Source organism: Janthinobacterium sp. BJB446, assembly GCF_002735655.1.
Taxonomy (GTDB): Bacteria; Pseudomonadota; Gammaproteobacteria; order Burkholderiales; family Burkholderiaceae_D; genus Janthinobacterium; species Janthinobacterium lividum.
Window position 1 is genome coordinate 233,611 of record NZ_PDZK01000005.1, and the last position, 13,925, is coordinate 247,535.

At 63.8% G+C, this 13,925-nt stretch carries 13 protein-coding genes; 7 read left to right on the forward strand and 6 right to left on the reverse strand.

Annotated features, from left to right (window positions below):
• Window positions 1–11 precede the first annotated feature (11 nt).
• Genes CSQ92_RS25155 through CSQ92_RS25170 form a run of 4 tightly spaced genes read left to right on the forward strand, consistent with a single transcriptional unit; the run spans window position 12 to window position 3,047 of the window.
• Complete coding sequence (locus CSQ92_RS25155) at window positions 12–794, forward strand: SDR family oxidoreductase (protein ID WP_070278298.1); 783 nt, start codon at window positions 12–14, stop codon at window positions 792–794.
• A gap of 15 nt (window positions 795–809) precedes the next feature.
• Window positions 810–1,604, forward strand: coding sequence for a biotin--[acetyl-CoA-carboxylase] ligase (locus tag CSQ92_RS25160; protein WP_099395696.1), 795 nt, complete (start codon window positions 810–812; stop codon window positions 1,602–1,604).
• A gap of 4 nt (window positions 1,605–1,608) precedes the next feature.
• Complete coding sequence (locus CSQ92_RS25165) at window positions 1,609–2,367, forward strand: type III pantothenate kinase (protein WP_099390067.1); 759 nt, start codon at window positions 1,609–1,611, stop codon at window positions 2,365–2,367.
• Complete coding sequence (locus CSQ92_RS25170) at window positions 2,361–3,047, forward strand: SPOR domain-containing protein (protein WP_099395697.1); 687 nt, start codon at window positions 2,361–2,363, stop codon at window positions 3,045–3,047. Before CSQ92_RS25165 ends, CSQ92_RS25170 begins: the two co-directional genes overlap by 7 nt.
• Before the next feature lie 119 nt (window positions 3,048–3,166).
• Here the strand turns inward: CSQ92_RS25170 and CSQ92_RS25175 are convergent, their stop codons facing one another.
• From CSQ92_RS25175 to CSQ92_RS25200, 6 genes are all read right to left on the reverse strand, one after another.
• A complete protein-coding gene (locus CSQ92_RS25175) occupies window positions 3,167–4,210 on the reverse strand; it encodes a septal ring lytic transglycosylase RlpA family protein (RefSeq protein WP_099395698.1) in 1,044 nt (347 codons plus the stop codon).
• A complete protein-coding gene (gene rodA / locus CSQ92_RS25180; RefSeq protein WP_034784703.1) occupies window positions 4,210–5,325 on the reverse strand; it encodes a rod shape-determining protein RodA in 1,116 nt (371 codons plus the stop codon). Before rodA ends, CSQ92_RS25175 begins: the two co-directional genes overlap by 1 nt.
• An 8-nt stretch (window positions 5,326–5,333) precedes the next feature.
• Window positions 5,334–7,304, reverse strand: a complete 1,971-nt coding sequence (gene mrdA / locus CSQ92_RS25185; protein WP_034784702.1) for a penicillin-binding protein 2 — start codon at window positions 7,302–7,304, stop codon at window positions 5,334–5,336.
• 12 nt (window positions 7,305–7,316) lie between these two features.
• Window positions 7,317–7,829, reverse strand: coding sequence for a rod shape-determining protein MreD (gene mreD / locus CSQ92_RS25190; protein WP_034749354.1), 513 nt, complete (start codon window positions 7,827–7,829; stop codon window positions 7,317–7,319).
• A complete protein-coding gene (gene mreC, locus CSQ92_RS25195) occupies window positions 7,826–8,899 on the reverse strand; it encodes a rod shape-determining protein MreC (protein ID WP_034784701.1) in 1,074 nt (357 codons plus the stop codon). Before mreC ends, mreD begins: the two co-directional genes overlap by 4 nt.
• A 109-nt stretch (window positions 8,900–9,008) precedes the next feature.
• Window positions 9,009–10,052, reverse strand: a complete 1,044-nt coding sequence (locus tag CSQ92_RS25200) for a rod shape-determining protein (RefSeq protein ID WP_010393186.1) — start codon at window positions 10,050–10,052, stop codon at window positions 9,009–9,011.
• A 350-nt stretch (window positions 10,053–10,402) separates the two neighbouring features.
• Here CSQ92_RS25200 and gatC point away from each other — a divergent pair, with 350 nt between their 5' ends.
• The 3 genes from gatC (at window position 10,403) to gatB (ending at window position 13,881) form a co-directional block, all read left to right on the forward strand.
• The gene (gatC, locus tag CSQ92_RS25205; RefSeq protein WP_034784699.1) at window positions 10,403–10,705 is read left to right on the forward strand and encodes an Asp-tRNA(Asn)/Glu-tRNA(Gln) amidotransferase subunit GatC; all 303 of its coding nucleotides are present in this window, start codon (window positions 10,403–10,405) and stop codon (window positions 10,703–10,705) included.
• A gap of 178 nt (window positions 10,706–10,883) precedes the next feature.
• Window positions 10,884–12,368, forward strand: a complete 1,485-nt coding sequence (gatA, locus tag CSQ92_RS25210; RefSeq protein ID WP_099395699.1) for an Asp-tRNA(Asn)/Glu-tRNA(Gln) amidotransferase subunit GatA — start codon at window positions 10,884–10,886, stop codon at window positions 12,366–12,368.
• Window positions 12,369–12,405: 37 nt separating this feature from the next.
• Complete coding sequence (gatB, locus tag CSQ92_RS25215) at window positions 12,406–13,881, forward strand: Asp-tRNA(Asn)/Glu-tRNA(Gln) amidotransferase subunit GatB (RefSeq protein ID WP_257219350.1); 1,476 nt, start codon at window positions 12,406–12,408, stop codon at window positions 13,879–13,881.
• Window positions 13,882–13,925 lie beyond the last annotated feature (44 nt).

Consider the following 13,925-nt stretch of genomic DNA (forward strand, 5'->3'; position numbering starts at 1 on the left):
GGCATCGCCTGATGCATCGCGTTTTCATCACGGGCGCGTCGAGCGGATTGGGCGCCGCCCTGGCGCTGCAGTACGCGCGCCAGGGCGCCCATTTGGGCTTGCTGGCGCGCCGTGGCGACACCCTGCAGCAACTGATCGCCTCCCTGCCCCACCCTGAACGCCACCGCGCCTACGCCGTCGATGTGTGCGACCACGCCGCCCTGAAAAGCGCAGCCGGTGACTTCATCGCCCATGCGGGCGGCATCGACGTCGTCATCGCCAGCGCCGGCGTGTCCTACGGTACCTTGAGCGAACACGCGGAAGACCTCGACGCCTTCGCGCGCCTCATCGCCATCAACGTCACGGCTACCGTCGCCACCTTCGCGCCCTTCATCGCCGCCATGAAAAGCCAGGGCAGCGGGCGCCTGGTAGGCATCGGCAGCGTCGCCGGCATCCGCGGCCTGCCCGGCGCCGAAGCCTACAGCGCCTCGAAGGCGGCCGTCATCAGCTACTGCGAATCGCTGCGCCTGGAATTGAAACCGGCGGGCGTCAAGGTCGTCACCATCACGCCCGGCTACATCGACACGCCGATGACGCGCCATAATGCCTACCGCATGCCATTCCTGATGCCGGCCGAAAAATTCGCCGTGCGCGCCGCGCGCGCCATCGCCGACGGCGACAGCTACCGCGTGATCCCGTGGCAGATGGGCGTCGTCGCCAAGCTGCTGCGCGCGCTGCCCAATGCCGTCTACGACATGGCCTTCGCCAACGCGCCGCACAAGGCGCGCAGCAAGCCATCCGGCGGCAGCCAGTAAAATCAACCTCTCCCCATGACGAAGCACTCAGACCTGAACAGCGCGGCCATCGCCGCCCATTGCGCCACGGGCGCCTCCCACGTGGCCATCGAGGTGGTCGACGAAACGGGATCGACCAACGCCGACCTGCTGGCGCGCTGCGCCACCCTGGCCGGCCCCACCCTGCGCATCGCCGGCCAGCAGACGGCCGGACGGGGGCGCGCCGGGCGGCCGTGGGTGTCGCAGCCGGACGCCAGCCTGATGTTTTCGCTGGCCTGGCGCTTCAAGGGGCCGCTGCATCAGCTGGTCGGCTTGCCGCTGGCCGTCGGCGTGGCGCTGGCCGAGACCATGACATCGCTGGGCGTGCCGGTGCAGCTGAAGTGGCCAAACGATATGCTCAAGGATGGCCACAAGCTGGCCGGCATCCTCGTCGAGACCCAGCAGGCAGCAGACGGCGGCGTGTGGGCCGTCATCGGCTGCGGCATCAATCTGCTGATGCCCGATGCGCTGGAACGGCAGATCGGGCGCAGCGTCTCGGCCGTGCCCTGGCTGGCGCAGATGGAACGCAATACCCTGGTGGCCGCCCTGCTCAGCCGCCTGGCCGGCGTGCTGGCCGAATTCGACGACACGGGCTTTGCACCGTTTACCGAACGCTGGAACGCGCTGCACGCCTGGCAAGGCCAGCACGTGAAAATCCTCGACAACGGTCAATTGCTGCAGCAAGGCGTGGCGGCAGGCGTGGACCACCTTGGCCGCCTGCTGCTGCGCACCGATGGCGGCCTGCAGGAAATCATGTCCGGCGACGTGTCCTTGCGCCTGACGGGGGAGTAAGCGCATGCTACTACTGATCGACGCCGGCAATACGCGCATCAAATGGGCGCTCGTGGCCGCTGGCAGTCCCACCGGCGGCTGGCTGGCCAGCGGCGCCGTCGCGCATGCGCAGATCGACACCCTGGCCGCGCAGTGGGAGACACTCGGCATCAGCGAAGCGCTGCTGTCGAACGTGGCAGGCGCCGCCATCGGCACGCGCCTGCGCGCCATGCTGCCGGTCGCCGCCCGCGACTTTGTATCGCTGCCGCAGCTGGCGGGCCTCACGAATGGCTACCGCGCGCCGTCGCAGCTGGGTTGCGACCGCTTTGCCGCCGCCATCGGCGCGCAGGCGCTGGCGCCTGGCCAGGCCGTCATCGTCGCCAATTGCGGCACCGCCACCACCATCGACGCCATCACGGCCGATGGCGTTTTCCTCGGCGGGATGATCTTGCCGGGACTGGGATTGATGGCCAGCTCGCTGGCGCGCAACACGGCGCAGCTGCCGCAAATCGCCAGCGACGCCCTGCTGCCGGCCGGCTTTGCCGACAACACGGACGACGCCATCCTTTCCGGCTGCCTGGCGGCACAGGCGGGCGCCATCGAACGGGCCGTGCGCATGCATGGCGCCAGCGCCTGTTTGCTGTCGGGCGGCGCCGCACCGCGCATCGCACCGGCCCTGGCGCTGGCCGTGCCGCTGCATCTGGTGGACAATATCGTCATGCTCGGCCTGCAGGCGGCCGCGCGCGCCGGGACCGCAGGAACACAAGGAAACCACGTATGCTGAAATTCGTCTTCTGGCTGCTGGCCGGCGTCAACCTGCTGGTGCTGGCCATCGGCCAGGGTTATCTGGGCAGTTTTCGCACCGAGACGCGCGAACCGGCGCGCCTGAAAAACCAGCTGCAGGCGGGCAAGCTCACCTTGCTGACGCAGGAGCAGGCCACGGCGCCTGCCGCCGAAGAGGGCGCGACGCCGACGGCACCGGCACCGGCACCGCCGACATCGTATGCCTGCACGGAAGTGGGCAATTTCCTCCTGGCCGATGGGCGCCGCTTCGAAGCGCAAGTGGCGGCATTGGACCTGGGCGACCGCCAGTCGCGCCGCAACGTGGCCGGCCAGGAGATTTCCAGCTACATGGTGTATATCCCGCCGCAGGGCAGCAAGGAAGGCGCCGACCGCAAGGCCGGTGAATTGAAGCAGCTGGGCGTGACGAATTACTTCATCATGAATGAAAGCAGTCCGCTGCGCTGGGGCATTTCACTGGGCGTGTTCAAGTCGGAAACCAGCGCGCAAAGCCAGCTGGCATCGCTCAACAAACAGGGCGTGCACAGCGCCCGCGTCGCGCCGCGCTACAGCGCTGGCAAGCAGCTGGCCTACCAGTTCCGCGACCTCGACGCCGCAACACGCGCGCGTCTCGAGAAGATCAAAACGCAATTCCCTGACCAGGAACTGCGCAGCTGCAAATAAGCACCTGACCAAACCTGCTGCGCGTCGCGCTTTGCGGCCTGCGATGCTCGCTGTGCTTGAGCACAGTTCCGCTTCTCGGCCGCCTCTCCCTTCCGCTCGCTACGGTTTTGTCAGGTGCTTTATCGTTGGATGACGATGGGCTTGATGCCTGTCGATTCAGGCAGGCTGGCCGCCGCCCGCGCCGCATCGGCGCGACTCGAGAATGGGCCACCGTACAGGCGGAACAGATTCCCGGCCTGCACCACGCCCAGGGTCCCCAGGGCTGCCGCGTAGGGTTCCAGGCGCGAGCGGCCCGTTTCCGCATTGTCGGCGCGCGAGTAGGCGCCCAGCTGCAGATAGAAACCGCTGGCCAGCGCCGCCGGTGCCGGTGCGGCGACCGTCGCGTCGACGGGCAGCATTTGCGACGACACTTCCGGCTGCACCACGGCGCCCGTTTCCACCGGCGTATCGATGGAGATGGCCACCACGGACGGCACCGGCTTCGGTGCCGCACGGGCGGCCAGGATGGCGTCGATATCGGCAGGCAGCAGCCGTTCGACCACCACCTGGTGACTGCCCTTGCCGAGGAAGCCCAGTTTCAGCGCCGCCGTGTACGACACGTCGATGACGCGCGTGGCATGGAAGGGGCCGCGGTCGTTGATGCGCACGATCACCTGCTCGCCGCTGTCGATGCTCGTCACGCGCGCATACGACGGAATCGGCAAGGTCGGATGGGCCGCCGTCATCTTGTACATATCGTAGATCTCACCCGACGAGGTGCGCTGGCCATGGAATTTCTTGCCATACCAGGTGCCCGTGCCCTTTTGCTTGAAGGGCTCATTGTCGGTGATCGGCGTGTAGGTCTTGCCGAAGACGACATACGGACGGTTCGAGCGCGTCGAATACGGCTCGTTGCGCACTTCCGCATCGGGCACGTCGCGCAGGTTGGCCGGCGGATTGTCGCCCGGGCCGTCATCCTTGTAGTAGCCGCCGCGCCCGGAGCCGGCCGCCGGCAATGCCGGCAAGGTGGGATCCTGGCGCACGGGCACCTTGACCTTGCCGCCGGACGGCAGCGGCACGTTATTCGATGCGGGCTTTTGCGGCGTCGTGCCGCAAGCGGCCAGGGTCAGCAAGACCGTCAGGCTCAGCCCGCGCATGGCGAGAGTATCGAAAGGCGCGCGCATCAGGTCTGCACCAGCTTGCGGTGGCGCTGAATGCTCATCAGGATACCGGTGGCCACGCCCAGGGTCAGCAGCGCGGTGCCACCATAGCTAAGGAATGGCAAGGGAACGCCGACCACCGGCACGATGCCGCTGACCATGCCCATGTTTACAAAGGCGTAAGTAAAGAAAATCATAGTGATCGCTCCTGCCAGCAGGCGAGTGAAAAAACTGGGGGCGTTGGCGGCGATCATCAGCCCCCGTCCCACCAGCAGCAAATACATCAGCATCAGGATCAAGTTACCGACCAGGCCGAATTCCTCGGAATATACGGCAAAAATAAAATCGGTCGTGCGCTCGGGAACAAATTCCAGGTGGGCTTGCGTGCCGTGCGTCCAGCCCTTGCCCGTCATGCCGCCGGAACCGATGGCGATGATGGACTGGATGATATGGAAGCCCTTGCCCAGCGGGTCCTTGGTCGGGTCGATCAGCATCATCACGCGGTCGCGCTGATAATCATGCAGGTGCGACCAGGCGATCGGCAGGCATGAAACAAAGGTGATCAGCAAGCCGGCCAGCACCTTCCACGACAAACCGGCCAGGAAGATGACGGTAAAGCCGGCCGCCACCACCAGCAGCGCCGTGCCCAGGTCGGGCTGGCGCGCAATCAGGTAGACGGGCACCAGCAACAGTATCGCCGCCATCAGGAACGATTTCCAGCGCAGGGCGCCCGCATTGTGCTGGAAGAACCAGGCCAGCATCAGCGGCGTGGCGATCTTCAGGAATTCGGACGGCTGGATGTCGATCACGCCGATATGCAGCCAGCGCCGCGCACCGAGCTTGATGGTGCCGAACAGCGCCACGGCCACCAGCAAGATCACCGATATCGTGTACGCCGGCACGGCGATGCGCATCATCATCTGCGGCGTGACGTTGGCCGCCACCCACATGACGAAAAAGCACAGCAAAATATTGCGCAGGTGGTCTTCGATCTTGCCCGGAATGCCGATGCTGGCCGAATACAGGGTCAGCAAGCTGGTACTGAGCAGCATCAGGATGATGATCATCAGCGGCGGATCGAACACCGCCAGATAGGGTTTGGCGCGCCGCCACAGCGAGCGCCTCTCGTTAATGGGCATGTGCTTCCTTATTGCCTGGCAGGTACCGCCGGGGCGGCCTGCTCGTCAGTGATTTCTTCCAGGGTGCGCACTTCGTCGACATCTTCCTTGGGCACCTTGGTGGTGTCCTTTTCCTTGTCGCTCGGGCGCTTGCCCAGCAGGTAGTAGTCGAGCGCCTTGCGCGCGATCGGCGCGGCCACGCCGGCGCCGAAGCCCGCGTTTTCCACCACGATGGCGATCGCGATGCGCGGCTTGTCGGCCGGCGCAAAGGCCGTAAACAGGGCGTTGTCGCGCAAGCGTTCGGCCAGCAGCTTGGCATTGTACTTCTCGTTTTTCTTGATACCCACCACCTGCGCCGTACCCGTCTTGCCGCCCACCGTGTACTGCACGCCGGTGAAGATACGCGCGGCCGTGCCACCCTGCTCGCTGGTCACGCCCACCATGGCGCGCTTGATGACGTCGATGTTTTCCTGCTTGAGCGCGATGCGGTAGCTTTCCTTCGGCACCGTCAGGGTGCGCGCGCGCGTAGCCGCGTCCTCGATGATCTTCACCAGATGCGGCTTCATCACCACGCCGTTATTGGCCAGGTTGGCCGTCGCGTGGGCGATCTGCAGCGGCGTATACGAATTGTAGCCGGAGCCGTTACTCACCGAAATCGTGTCGCCGCCCACCCATTTTTTCTGCTGCGGCGTCTTGAAGCGGTTACGCTTCCATTCCGTCGACGGCAGCACGCCCGTCTTTTCGTTATTCAGGTCGATGCCCGTCAGCTGGCCGAAACCGAACGGTTTCATGAAGTCGTGGATGGCATCGATGCCCATGTCGCGGCCCAGCTGGTAGTAATAGGTGTTGCACGAAACGACGATGGACTTGTGCATGTCCACCGTGCCATGGCCGCCCACCTTGTCATCGCGGAAGGTGTGGCCGCCGAGGATGAAGAAACCGGGATCGGAAATTGACTGGCTCGGCGTGCGCTTGCCCAATTCGAGTGCGGCCAGCGCCATGAAGGGCTTGAAGGTCGAGCCGGGCGCGTAGGTGCCGGACAGGGGACGGTTGACCATCGGCCGGTCCAGCGAGGTATTGAGTTCGTTCCAGCTTTGCTGGTCGATGCCGTCGACGAACAGGTTCGGATCGTAGCCTGGCTTGGACACGTAAGCGAGGATGTCACCCGTGGCCGGGTCGATGGCCACGGCCGCGCCGCGCCATTCGCCGAACGCTTCCTCGACCACCTTCTGCAGCTCGATGTCGATCGACAGGATCAGATTGTTGCCAGGAGTGGCGGCCGTGCGCGACAGGGTGCGCATGGCGCGCCCGCCGGCCGACACTTCCACCTCTTCATAGCCGGTGGTGCCATGCAGCTGCTTTTCGTAGCTTTTTTCCAGGCCTTCCTTGCCGATATGGTCGGTGCCGTTGTAATTGGCCGCGTCCTCGCCCTCTTCCAGCGCCTTCGCTTCATTGCGGTTGATGCGGCCGATGAAGCCCACCACATGCGACGCCACCTCGCCCATCGGATACTGGCGGAACAGGCGCGCCTGCACCTCGACGCCAGGGAAGCGGAAACGCTGCGCCGTGAAGCGCGCCACTTCCTCGTCCGTCAATCGCGTGCGCAGCGGCACGCTGACGAAGTTCTTGGATTCTTCCAGCAGTTTCTTGAAGCGGCGGCGGTCCTTGATGTCGATCTGCACCAGGGTCGACAGCTCGTCGATCACGGAATCGAGGCTGGCGCTCAATTTCGATGGCGTGATTTCCAGCGTATAGGCCGAGTAATTGCGCGCCAGGACCACGCCGTTGCGGTCGAGGATCAGGCCGCGCGTGGGCACGATGGGCACCACGGCGATACGGTTGTCCTCGGCCTTGGTCGCGTAGTCCTCGTGCTTGATCACCTGCAGCCAGATGAAGCGCGCCAGCAGCAGCGAAAAGCAGACGAAGACGAGCGCGCCCAGGATGGTCAGGCGCATGCGGAAAAAATGCAGTTCGCGCTCGGTGTTCTTAAGTTCAGTCATTGCAGGCGCCCGTCAAATCGGCCGGTTATGGTCGCGGTCCACAGCGCGGCGCTGCGGTGCCAGCAAGATCCACGTGACGATGGGCCACAGGGCGACGGCGACGAAGCTCTCGATGAAATTGAGCCAGCCGGGGAAGCGGCCCGAGACGATCAGACGCGTCAGCAATTGCAGCGCCTGCGTCAGCAGCAGCAGCGGCAGCACGTGCAGCGCCTGCGTCATGATGGGGAACCACAGCACGCGGCGGTGCATCATGATGGCGAAGTACGACAGCAAGGTATAGGCCAGCGCATTCTCGCCCAGCAGGGTCGAGTCGTGCACGTCCATCATCAGGCCCATGAAAAACGCCACGCCGATACCGACCTTGCGCGGCTGGTGGATGCCCCAGAAGACCAGCACCAGGGCGACGAAATCGGGCACGCCGACGAACTGCCCCCATGGAAGCAGGTTCAGCAGGAAAGCGCACAGCAGGGAAAACCCGATGAACAGGGGGCTGACCGGCAGCAGGATGTAATGCGGGCGGTTCATCGTGTCGCTTCCTTCGGTGGCACGGCGGCAGGTGTTGGCGTTGCTGCTGGTGTTGCGGCAGGCGCCGCCGGTTTCGGCGCCGGGCTGGCAGGCGGTTTCGCGGCCGGCGCGGTCGCCGCATTGGCGGCCGCTGGTGCCGCAGCGGCAGGCTCCTTGGCGGGATCCTTGATCGGCGCCATCTTGCCGGCGATCTTGCGCCCCGTCTTGACTTCTTCAGCGGGCGGACGCGGCGGAATTTCCGGCGACGTCATCAGGATGAGCAGCTGGGTGTTGCGTTCAATGCCGGCCAGCGGCTGGCACACGACGCGGCCGAACGGGCCATGCGCATTGCGCTCGACCAGGGTCACGCGCGCCACGGCCAGGCCGGCCGGATACAGGCCGTCGAGGCCCGAGGTAATGACGATGTCGCCGATCTGGATGTCGGCGCTGGGGGCCGTGAAGCGCAGCTCCATGGTGCCGGACTTGCCGCGCCCGATGGCCACGCTGCGCACGCCATTGCGCAGCAGCTGCACGGGAATGGCCTGCTCTTCATCGGTCAGGAGCGTCACTTCGGAGGTGAACGGGAACACGCGCGTGACTTGTCCCACCACGCCCAGGTTGTCGATCACGGGGCGGCCCAGTTCCACGCCATGCTGGATGCCCCGGTCGAGCACGATCTTGCGCGTAGCCGAATCGCGCGTGTCGTACAGCACTTCGGCCATCATGGTCTTGACGGGCACGCGCTCGCGCGCTTCCATCAACTTGCGCAGGTGGTTGTTTTCAACGATGTTGAGCTGCGCCTGCTGCAGGATCTGCGCCGAGGCGATCTGTTCGTGTTTCAGGTCGCGCACCTGTTTTTCCAGGGCGGACAGCGAAGAGAAGTAGTTGCCGACACCAACCGCCACATCGCGCGGCACCAGGGCTGCCATCTGCACCGGATACAGCACGGTGCCGACGGCCTGGCGCACGGCCGTCAGCGCGTGCATGCGCGAATCGACCAGCAGCAGGGCGATTGAAATGCCGGCGAACACCATCATCTTGACGCGGGCGGAGGCGCCTTGTTTGAAAAGTGGCGGAGGACTGTATTCCATGACTTCCAATAATCAGGCCAGGCGCAGTGCGCCAACGTGCAGGCCCCGGTCAAACGCCGGCGCCAAAACCAAAAAAAGGCCGGAGTTGGTTTCCGGCCCTTCTGTCAGATTATTCGTAGGAAAAGATCGAGCCGAGCTTGTCCATACGTTCCAGGGCCATCCCGGAACCGCGCACCACGCAGGTGAGCGGATCCTCGGCCACCAGCACCGGCAGGCCGGTTTCCTCCATCAGCAGGCGGTCCAGGTCGCGCAGCAGTGCGCCGCCGCCCGTCAGCATCATGCCTTTTTCGGCGATGTCGGCACCCAGTTCCGGCGGCGTCTGTTCCAGCGCGTTTTTCACGGCCGAGACGATGTTGTTCAGCGGGTCGGTCAGCGCTTCGAGGATTTCGTTGCTGGAGATGGTGAACGAACGCGGGATGCCTTCGGACAGGTTGCGGCCCTTGACTTCCATTTCCTTCACTTCCGAGCCAGGGAAGGCCGAACCGATGGCCTTCTTGATGGCTTCAGCCGTCTGTTCGCCGATCAGCATGCCGTAGTTGCGGCGGATGTAGTTGACGATGGCTTCATCGAATTTGTCGCCGCCGACGCGCACGGAACCCTTGTAGACCATGCCGCCCAGCGAAATGATGCCCACTTCGGTGGTGCCGCCGCCGATGTCGACCACCATCGAGCCGGTCGCTTCGGACACGGGCAAGCCCGCGCCGATGGCCGCAGCCATCGGTTCTTCGATCAGGTACACCTGCGAGGCGCCGGCGCCCAGGGCCGATTCGCGGATCGCGCGGCGCTCAACCTGGGTCGAACCGCACGGCACGCAAATGATGATGCGCGGCGATGGACGGAAGAATTTCGAGTCGTGCACCATGCGGATGAATTGCTTGAGCATCTGCTCGGTCACGGTGAAGTCGGCGATCACGCCATCTTTCATCGGACGAATCGCTTCGATATTGCCCGGCACTTTGCCCAGCATCTGCTTGGCTTCCTTGCCGACTGCCTGAATGGTCTTCTTGCCATTCGGACCGCCTTCCTGGCGGATGGCGACAACGGATGGCTCGTCCAGGACGATACCGAGGCCGCGTACATAAATAAGGGTGTTGGCCGTGCCCAAGTCAATGGCCAGATCGGTGGAGATATACCTGCGTAAAAAACCAAACATGAGTGTCCTGTAGCGCATCGAGCTGCGCAAAAGCTGTTTATGGGGAGTTTCAAAGCGGGCGCTTTCAGGCACCCTGAAAATCCAAAAGGCGATTTTTCCGGGTTTCGCTTGGCGCTTGCGCAATCTTTTCTATGCTGCGGCAGCAGTCCATCAGCGCCGGCAACGCATTAACCCGCCATTCTACCTTATAATTTGAATGCGATTTGCTCAAAAACCATGGAAAAGTGCGACTCTTGCAGCCGCGAGTTACGCGGCATTCCTCGATTTTTGTGAGCAAAATAGCAGTAAATACCCGCGTTTTATCAAAACGCCAACTTAATACTAATGCGCGGCACTCCGCGCCATTCGCCATGTCCCTGACACTCTCCGACGTAAAACGCATCGCCCACCTGGCCCAACTTGAAATGGCCGACGACCAGGCCGTCACGTCTTTGGCCCAACTGAACAAGATTTTTGCACTGGCAGAACAAATGCAAGCCGTCAATACCGATGGCGTGGCGCCCCTGAGCCATCCGCTGGCCGCCCATATGGACAATATCGCCCTGCGTCTGCGCGAGGACATCGCCACGGAACAAAACCGCCGCGATGCCTACCAGGCCGTGGCGCCGAAGGTACAGGATGGCCTGTATCTCGTGCCCAAGGTCATCGAGTAACTGGCACCTGACATAAGCTACTGCGCGTCGCGATTTGCGGCCTGCGATGCTCACTGTGCTAAAGCACAGCTCCGCTTCTCGGCCACAACTCACTTCCGCTCGCTACGCTTCTGTCAGGCGCTAGAACGGCTCAGTGCACGAATCCCAACCTTGCCGAATAGATAAAAATAGAAACGCCATGCATACAAAATCCATCAAACAGCTGTCCACGCTCTTGCAGAACAAGGAAATTTCCGCCGTTGCGCTGGCGACGCATTTCCTCGACCGCATCGAAGCGGACAACTCGAACGCCTTTTTGCACGTCGACCGTGCCCTGACCCTGGCGCAGGCTGCCGAAGCGGACGCACGCATCGCCGCAGGCACGGCCACGCCATTGACGGGCGTGCCGATCGCGCACAAGGACTTGTTCGTCACCCAAGGCTGGCGCACGACGGCCGGCTCGAAAATGCTGGCCGACTACGCCAGCCCGTTTGACGCCACCGTGGTGGAGAAATTCCGCGCGGCCGGCATGGTCACCCTGGGCAAGGTCAATTGCGATGAATTTGCCATGGGCTCCGGCAACGAGAACTCGGCCTTCGGCGCCGTGCAGAATCCGTGGGACAAGAATGCGGTACCAGGCGGCTCGTCGGGCGGCTCGGCCGCCGCCGTCGCGGCTGGCCTGACGCCGGCAGCCACCGGCACCGACACGGGCGGCTCGATCCGCCAGCCTGCCGCTTTTTGCGGCATCACCGGCATCAAGCCCACGTATGGCCGCGTCTCGCGCTTCGGCATGATCGCCTTTGCCTCGTCGCTGGACCAGGGCGGCCCGATGGCCCGCTCGGCCGAAGACTGCGCCCTGCTCTTGAGCGCCATGGCCGGCTTCGACGAACGCGACTCGACCAGCCTGTCGCCGGAACAGGGCGGCGTGGCGGAAGATTTTTCGCGCGATCTTGAGCAGCCGCTCACGGGCTTGCGCATCGGCGTGCCGCGCGAGTACTTTGGCGAGGGCTTGGCCAAGGACGTGGAAGCGGCCGTGCGCGGCGCGCTGGCGCAGTATGAAAAGCTGGGCGCCACCCTGGTCGATATCTCGCTGCCGAACACGGCCCTGTCGATTCCCGCCTACTACATGATCGCGCCGGCCGAAGCGTCGTCGAACCTGTCGCGCTACGACGGCGTGCGCTATGGCCACCGCGCCACCGAGTACAAGGACTTGCAGGACATGTACAAGAAGTCGCGCGCGCAGGGCTTCGGCCCGGAAGTACAGCGCCGCATCATGGTCGGCACCTATGTGCTGTGCCACGGCTACTACGACGCCTACTACCTGAAGGCGCAAAAGATCCGTCGCCTGATCGCGCAGGATTTCGACGCCGTGCTGAATGGCCCGAACGCCGTCTGCGACGTCATCATGGGACCGGTCGCGCCGACCGTCGCCTGGGACCTGGGCGACAAGACGGATGACCCGGTGGCGAACTACCTGGCCGACATCTACACCCTGTCGACCAGCCTGGCCGGCCTGCCCGGCATGTCGATTCCATGCGGCTTTGGCGACGGCGAGAAAAACAGCAAGCGCCCCGTCGGACTGCAAATCATCGGCAATTACTTCGGCGAAGCCAAACTGCTGAACGTGGCGCACCAGTTCCAGCAAGTGACGGACTGGCATACGCGCAGCCCTGCAGGCATTTAAGAAAAAATTTGCGCCGCCCGAGCGGCGCCACCAAAAAATAAGCGAGAACACTATGCAATGGGAAGTCGTCATCGGTCTTGAGAACCACGTGCAGCTCACGACCGAATCCAAAATTTTCAGCGGTTCGCCGATCAAGTACGGCGCCGAAGCCAACACGCAAGCGAGCCCAGTCGACCTGGCGCTGCCAGGCGTGCTGCCGGTGATGAACAAGCAGGCCGTCGACCGCGCGATCCGCTTCGGCCTGGCCGTCGGCGCCACCGTCGCACCGCACTCGGTCTTCGCGCGCAAAAACTATTTTTATCCGGATTCGCCGAAGGGCTACCAGATCAGCCAATTCGAAGACCCCGTCGTCATCGGCGGCGCCCTGACCTTCGGCTATGAAAAGGATGGCGAATTCGTCACCAAGACGGTCAACCTGACGCGCGCCCACCTGGAAGAAGACGCCGGCAAATCGCTGCACGAAGATTACGCAGGCATGAGCGGCATCGACTTGAACCGCGCCGGCACGCCGCTGCTGGAAATCGTCTCGGAACCGGAAATCCGCAGCGCCGCCGAAGCCGTGGCCTACGCCAAGGCGCTGCACTCGCTGGTCATGTGGTTGGGCGTGTGCGACGGCAACATGCAGGAAGGCTCGTTCCGCTGCGACGTCAACGTTTCCGTGCGCCCCGTCGGCCAGAAGGAATTCGGCACCCGCTGCGAAATCAAGAACCTGAACTCCTTCCGCTTCATCGAGGAAGCCGTACACGTGGAAGTGCGCCGCCAGATCGAACTGATCGAAGATGGCGGCAAGGTCGTGCAGGCGACGCGCCTGTATGATCCGGACCGCAAGGAAACGCGCGAAATGCGCAGCAAGGAAGACGCCCAGGATTACCGCTATTTCCCGGATCCTGACCTGCCGCCACTGGTCATCTCGCAAGCGTGGATCGACACCGTCAAGGCCTCGATGCCGGAACTGCCGGCCGCCATGCGCGCCCGTTTCATCAGCGAATACGCGCTGCCGGACTACGATGCGCTGGTGCTGACGCAATCAAAAGCCATGGCCACCTATTTCGTCGCCGTGGTCGACAAGGCCGGCAAGGAAAACGCCAAGGCCGCCGCCAACTGGCTGATGGGCGACGTGTCGTCGACCCTGAACCGCGAAGGCGTGGACCTGGATGACGCGCCCGTCTCCGCCGCGCAGCTGGCCGCCATGCTCAAGCGCATCGCCGACGGCACGATCTCGAACAAGGCGGCGAAGGAAGTCTTCGCCGGCATGTGGGAAGCGAAGTCCAGCGACGAGCACCTGGTCGACGCCATCATCGACGCCAAGGGTCTGAAGCAGATCTCGGATTCGGGCGCGCTGGAAGCCATCGTCGATGAAGTACTGGCGGCCAACGCCAAGTCGGTGGAGCAATACCGCGCCGGCAAGGAAGCGGCCATCAACGCGCTGATCGGCCAGGCCATGAAGGCGTCCAAGGGCAAGGCCAACCCGGCCCAGCTGACGGAACTGCTGAAGGCCAAGCTGGCGAGCTAACTCTCCCCATCCCAAAAAAAAGACGCTGCGGCGTCTTTTTTTTC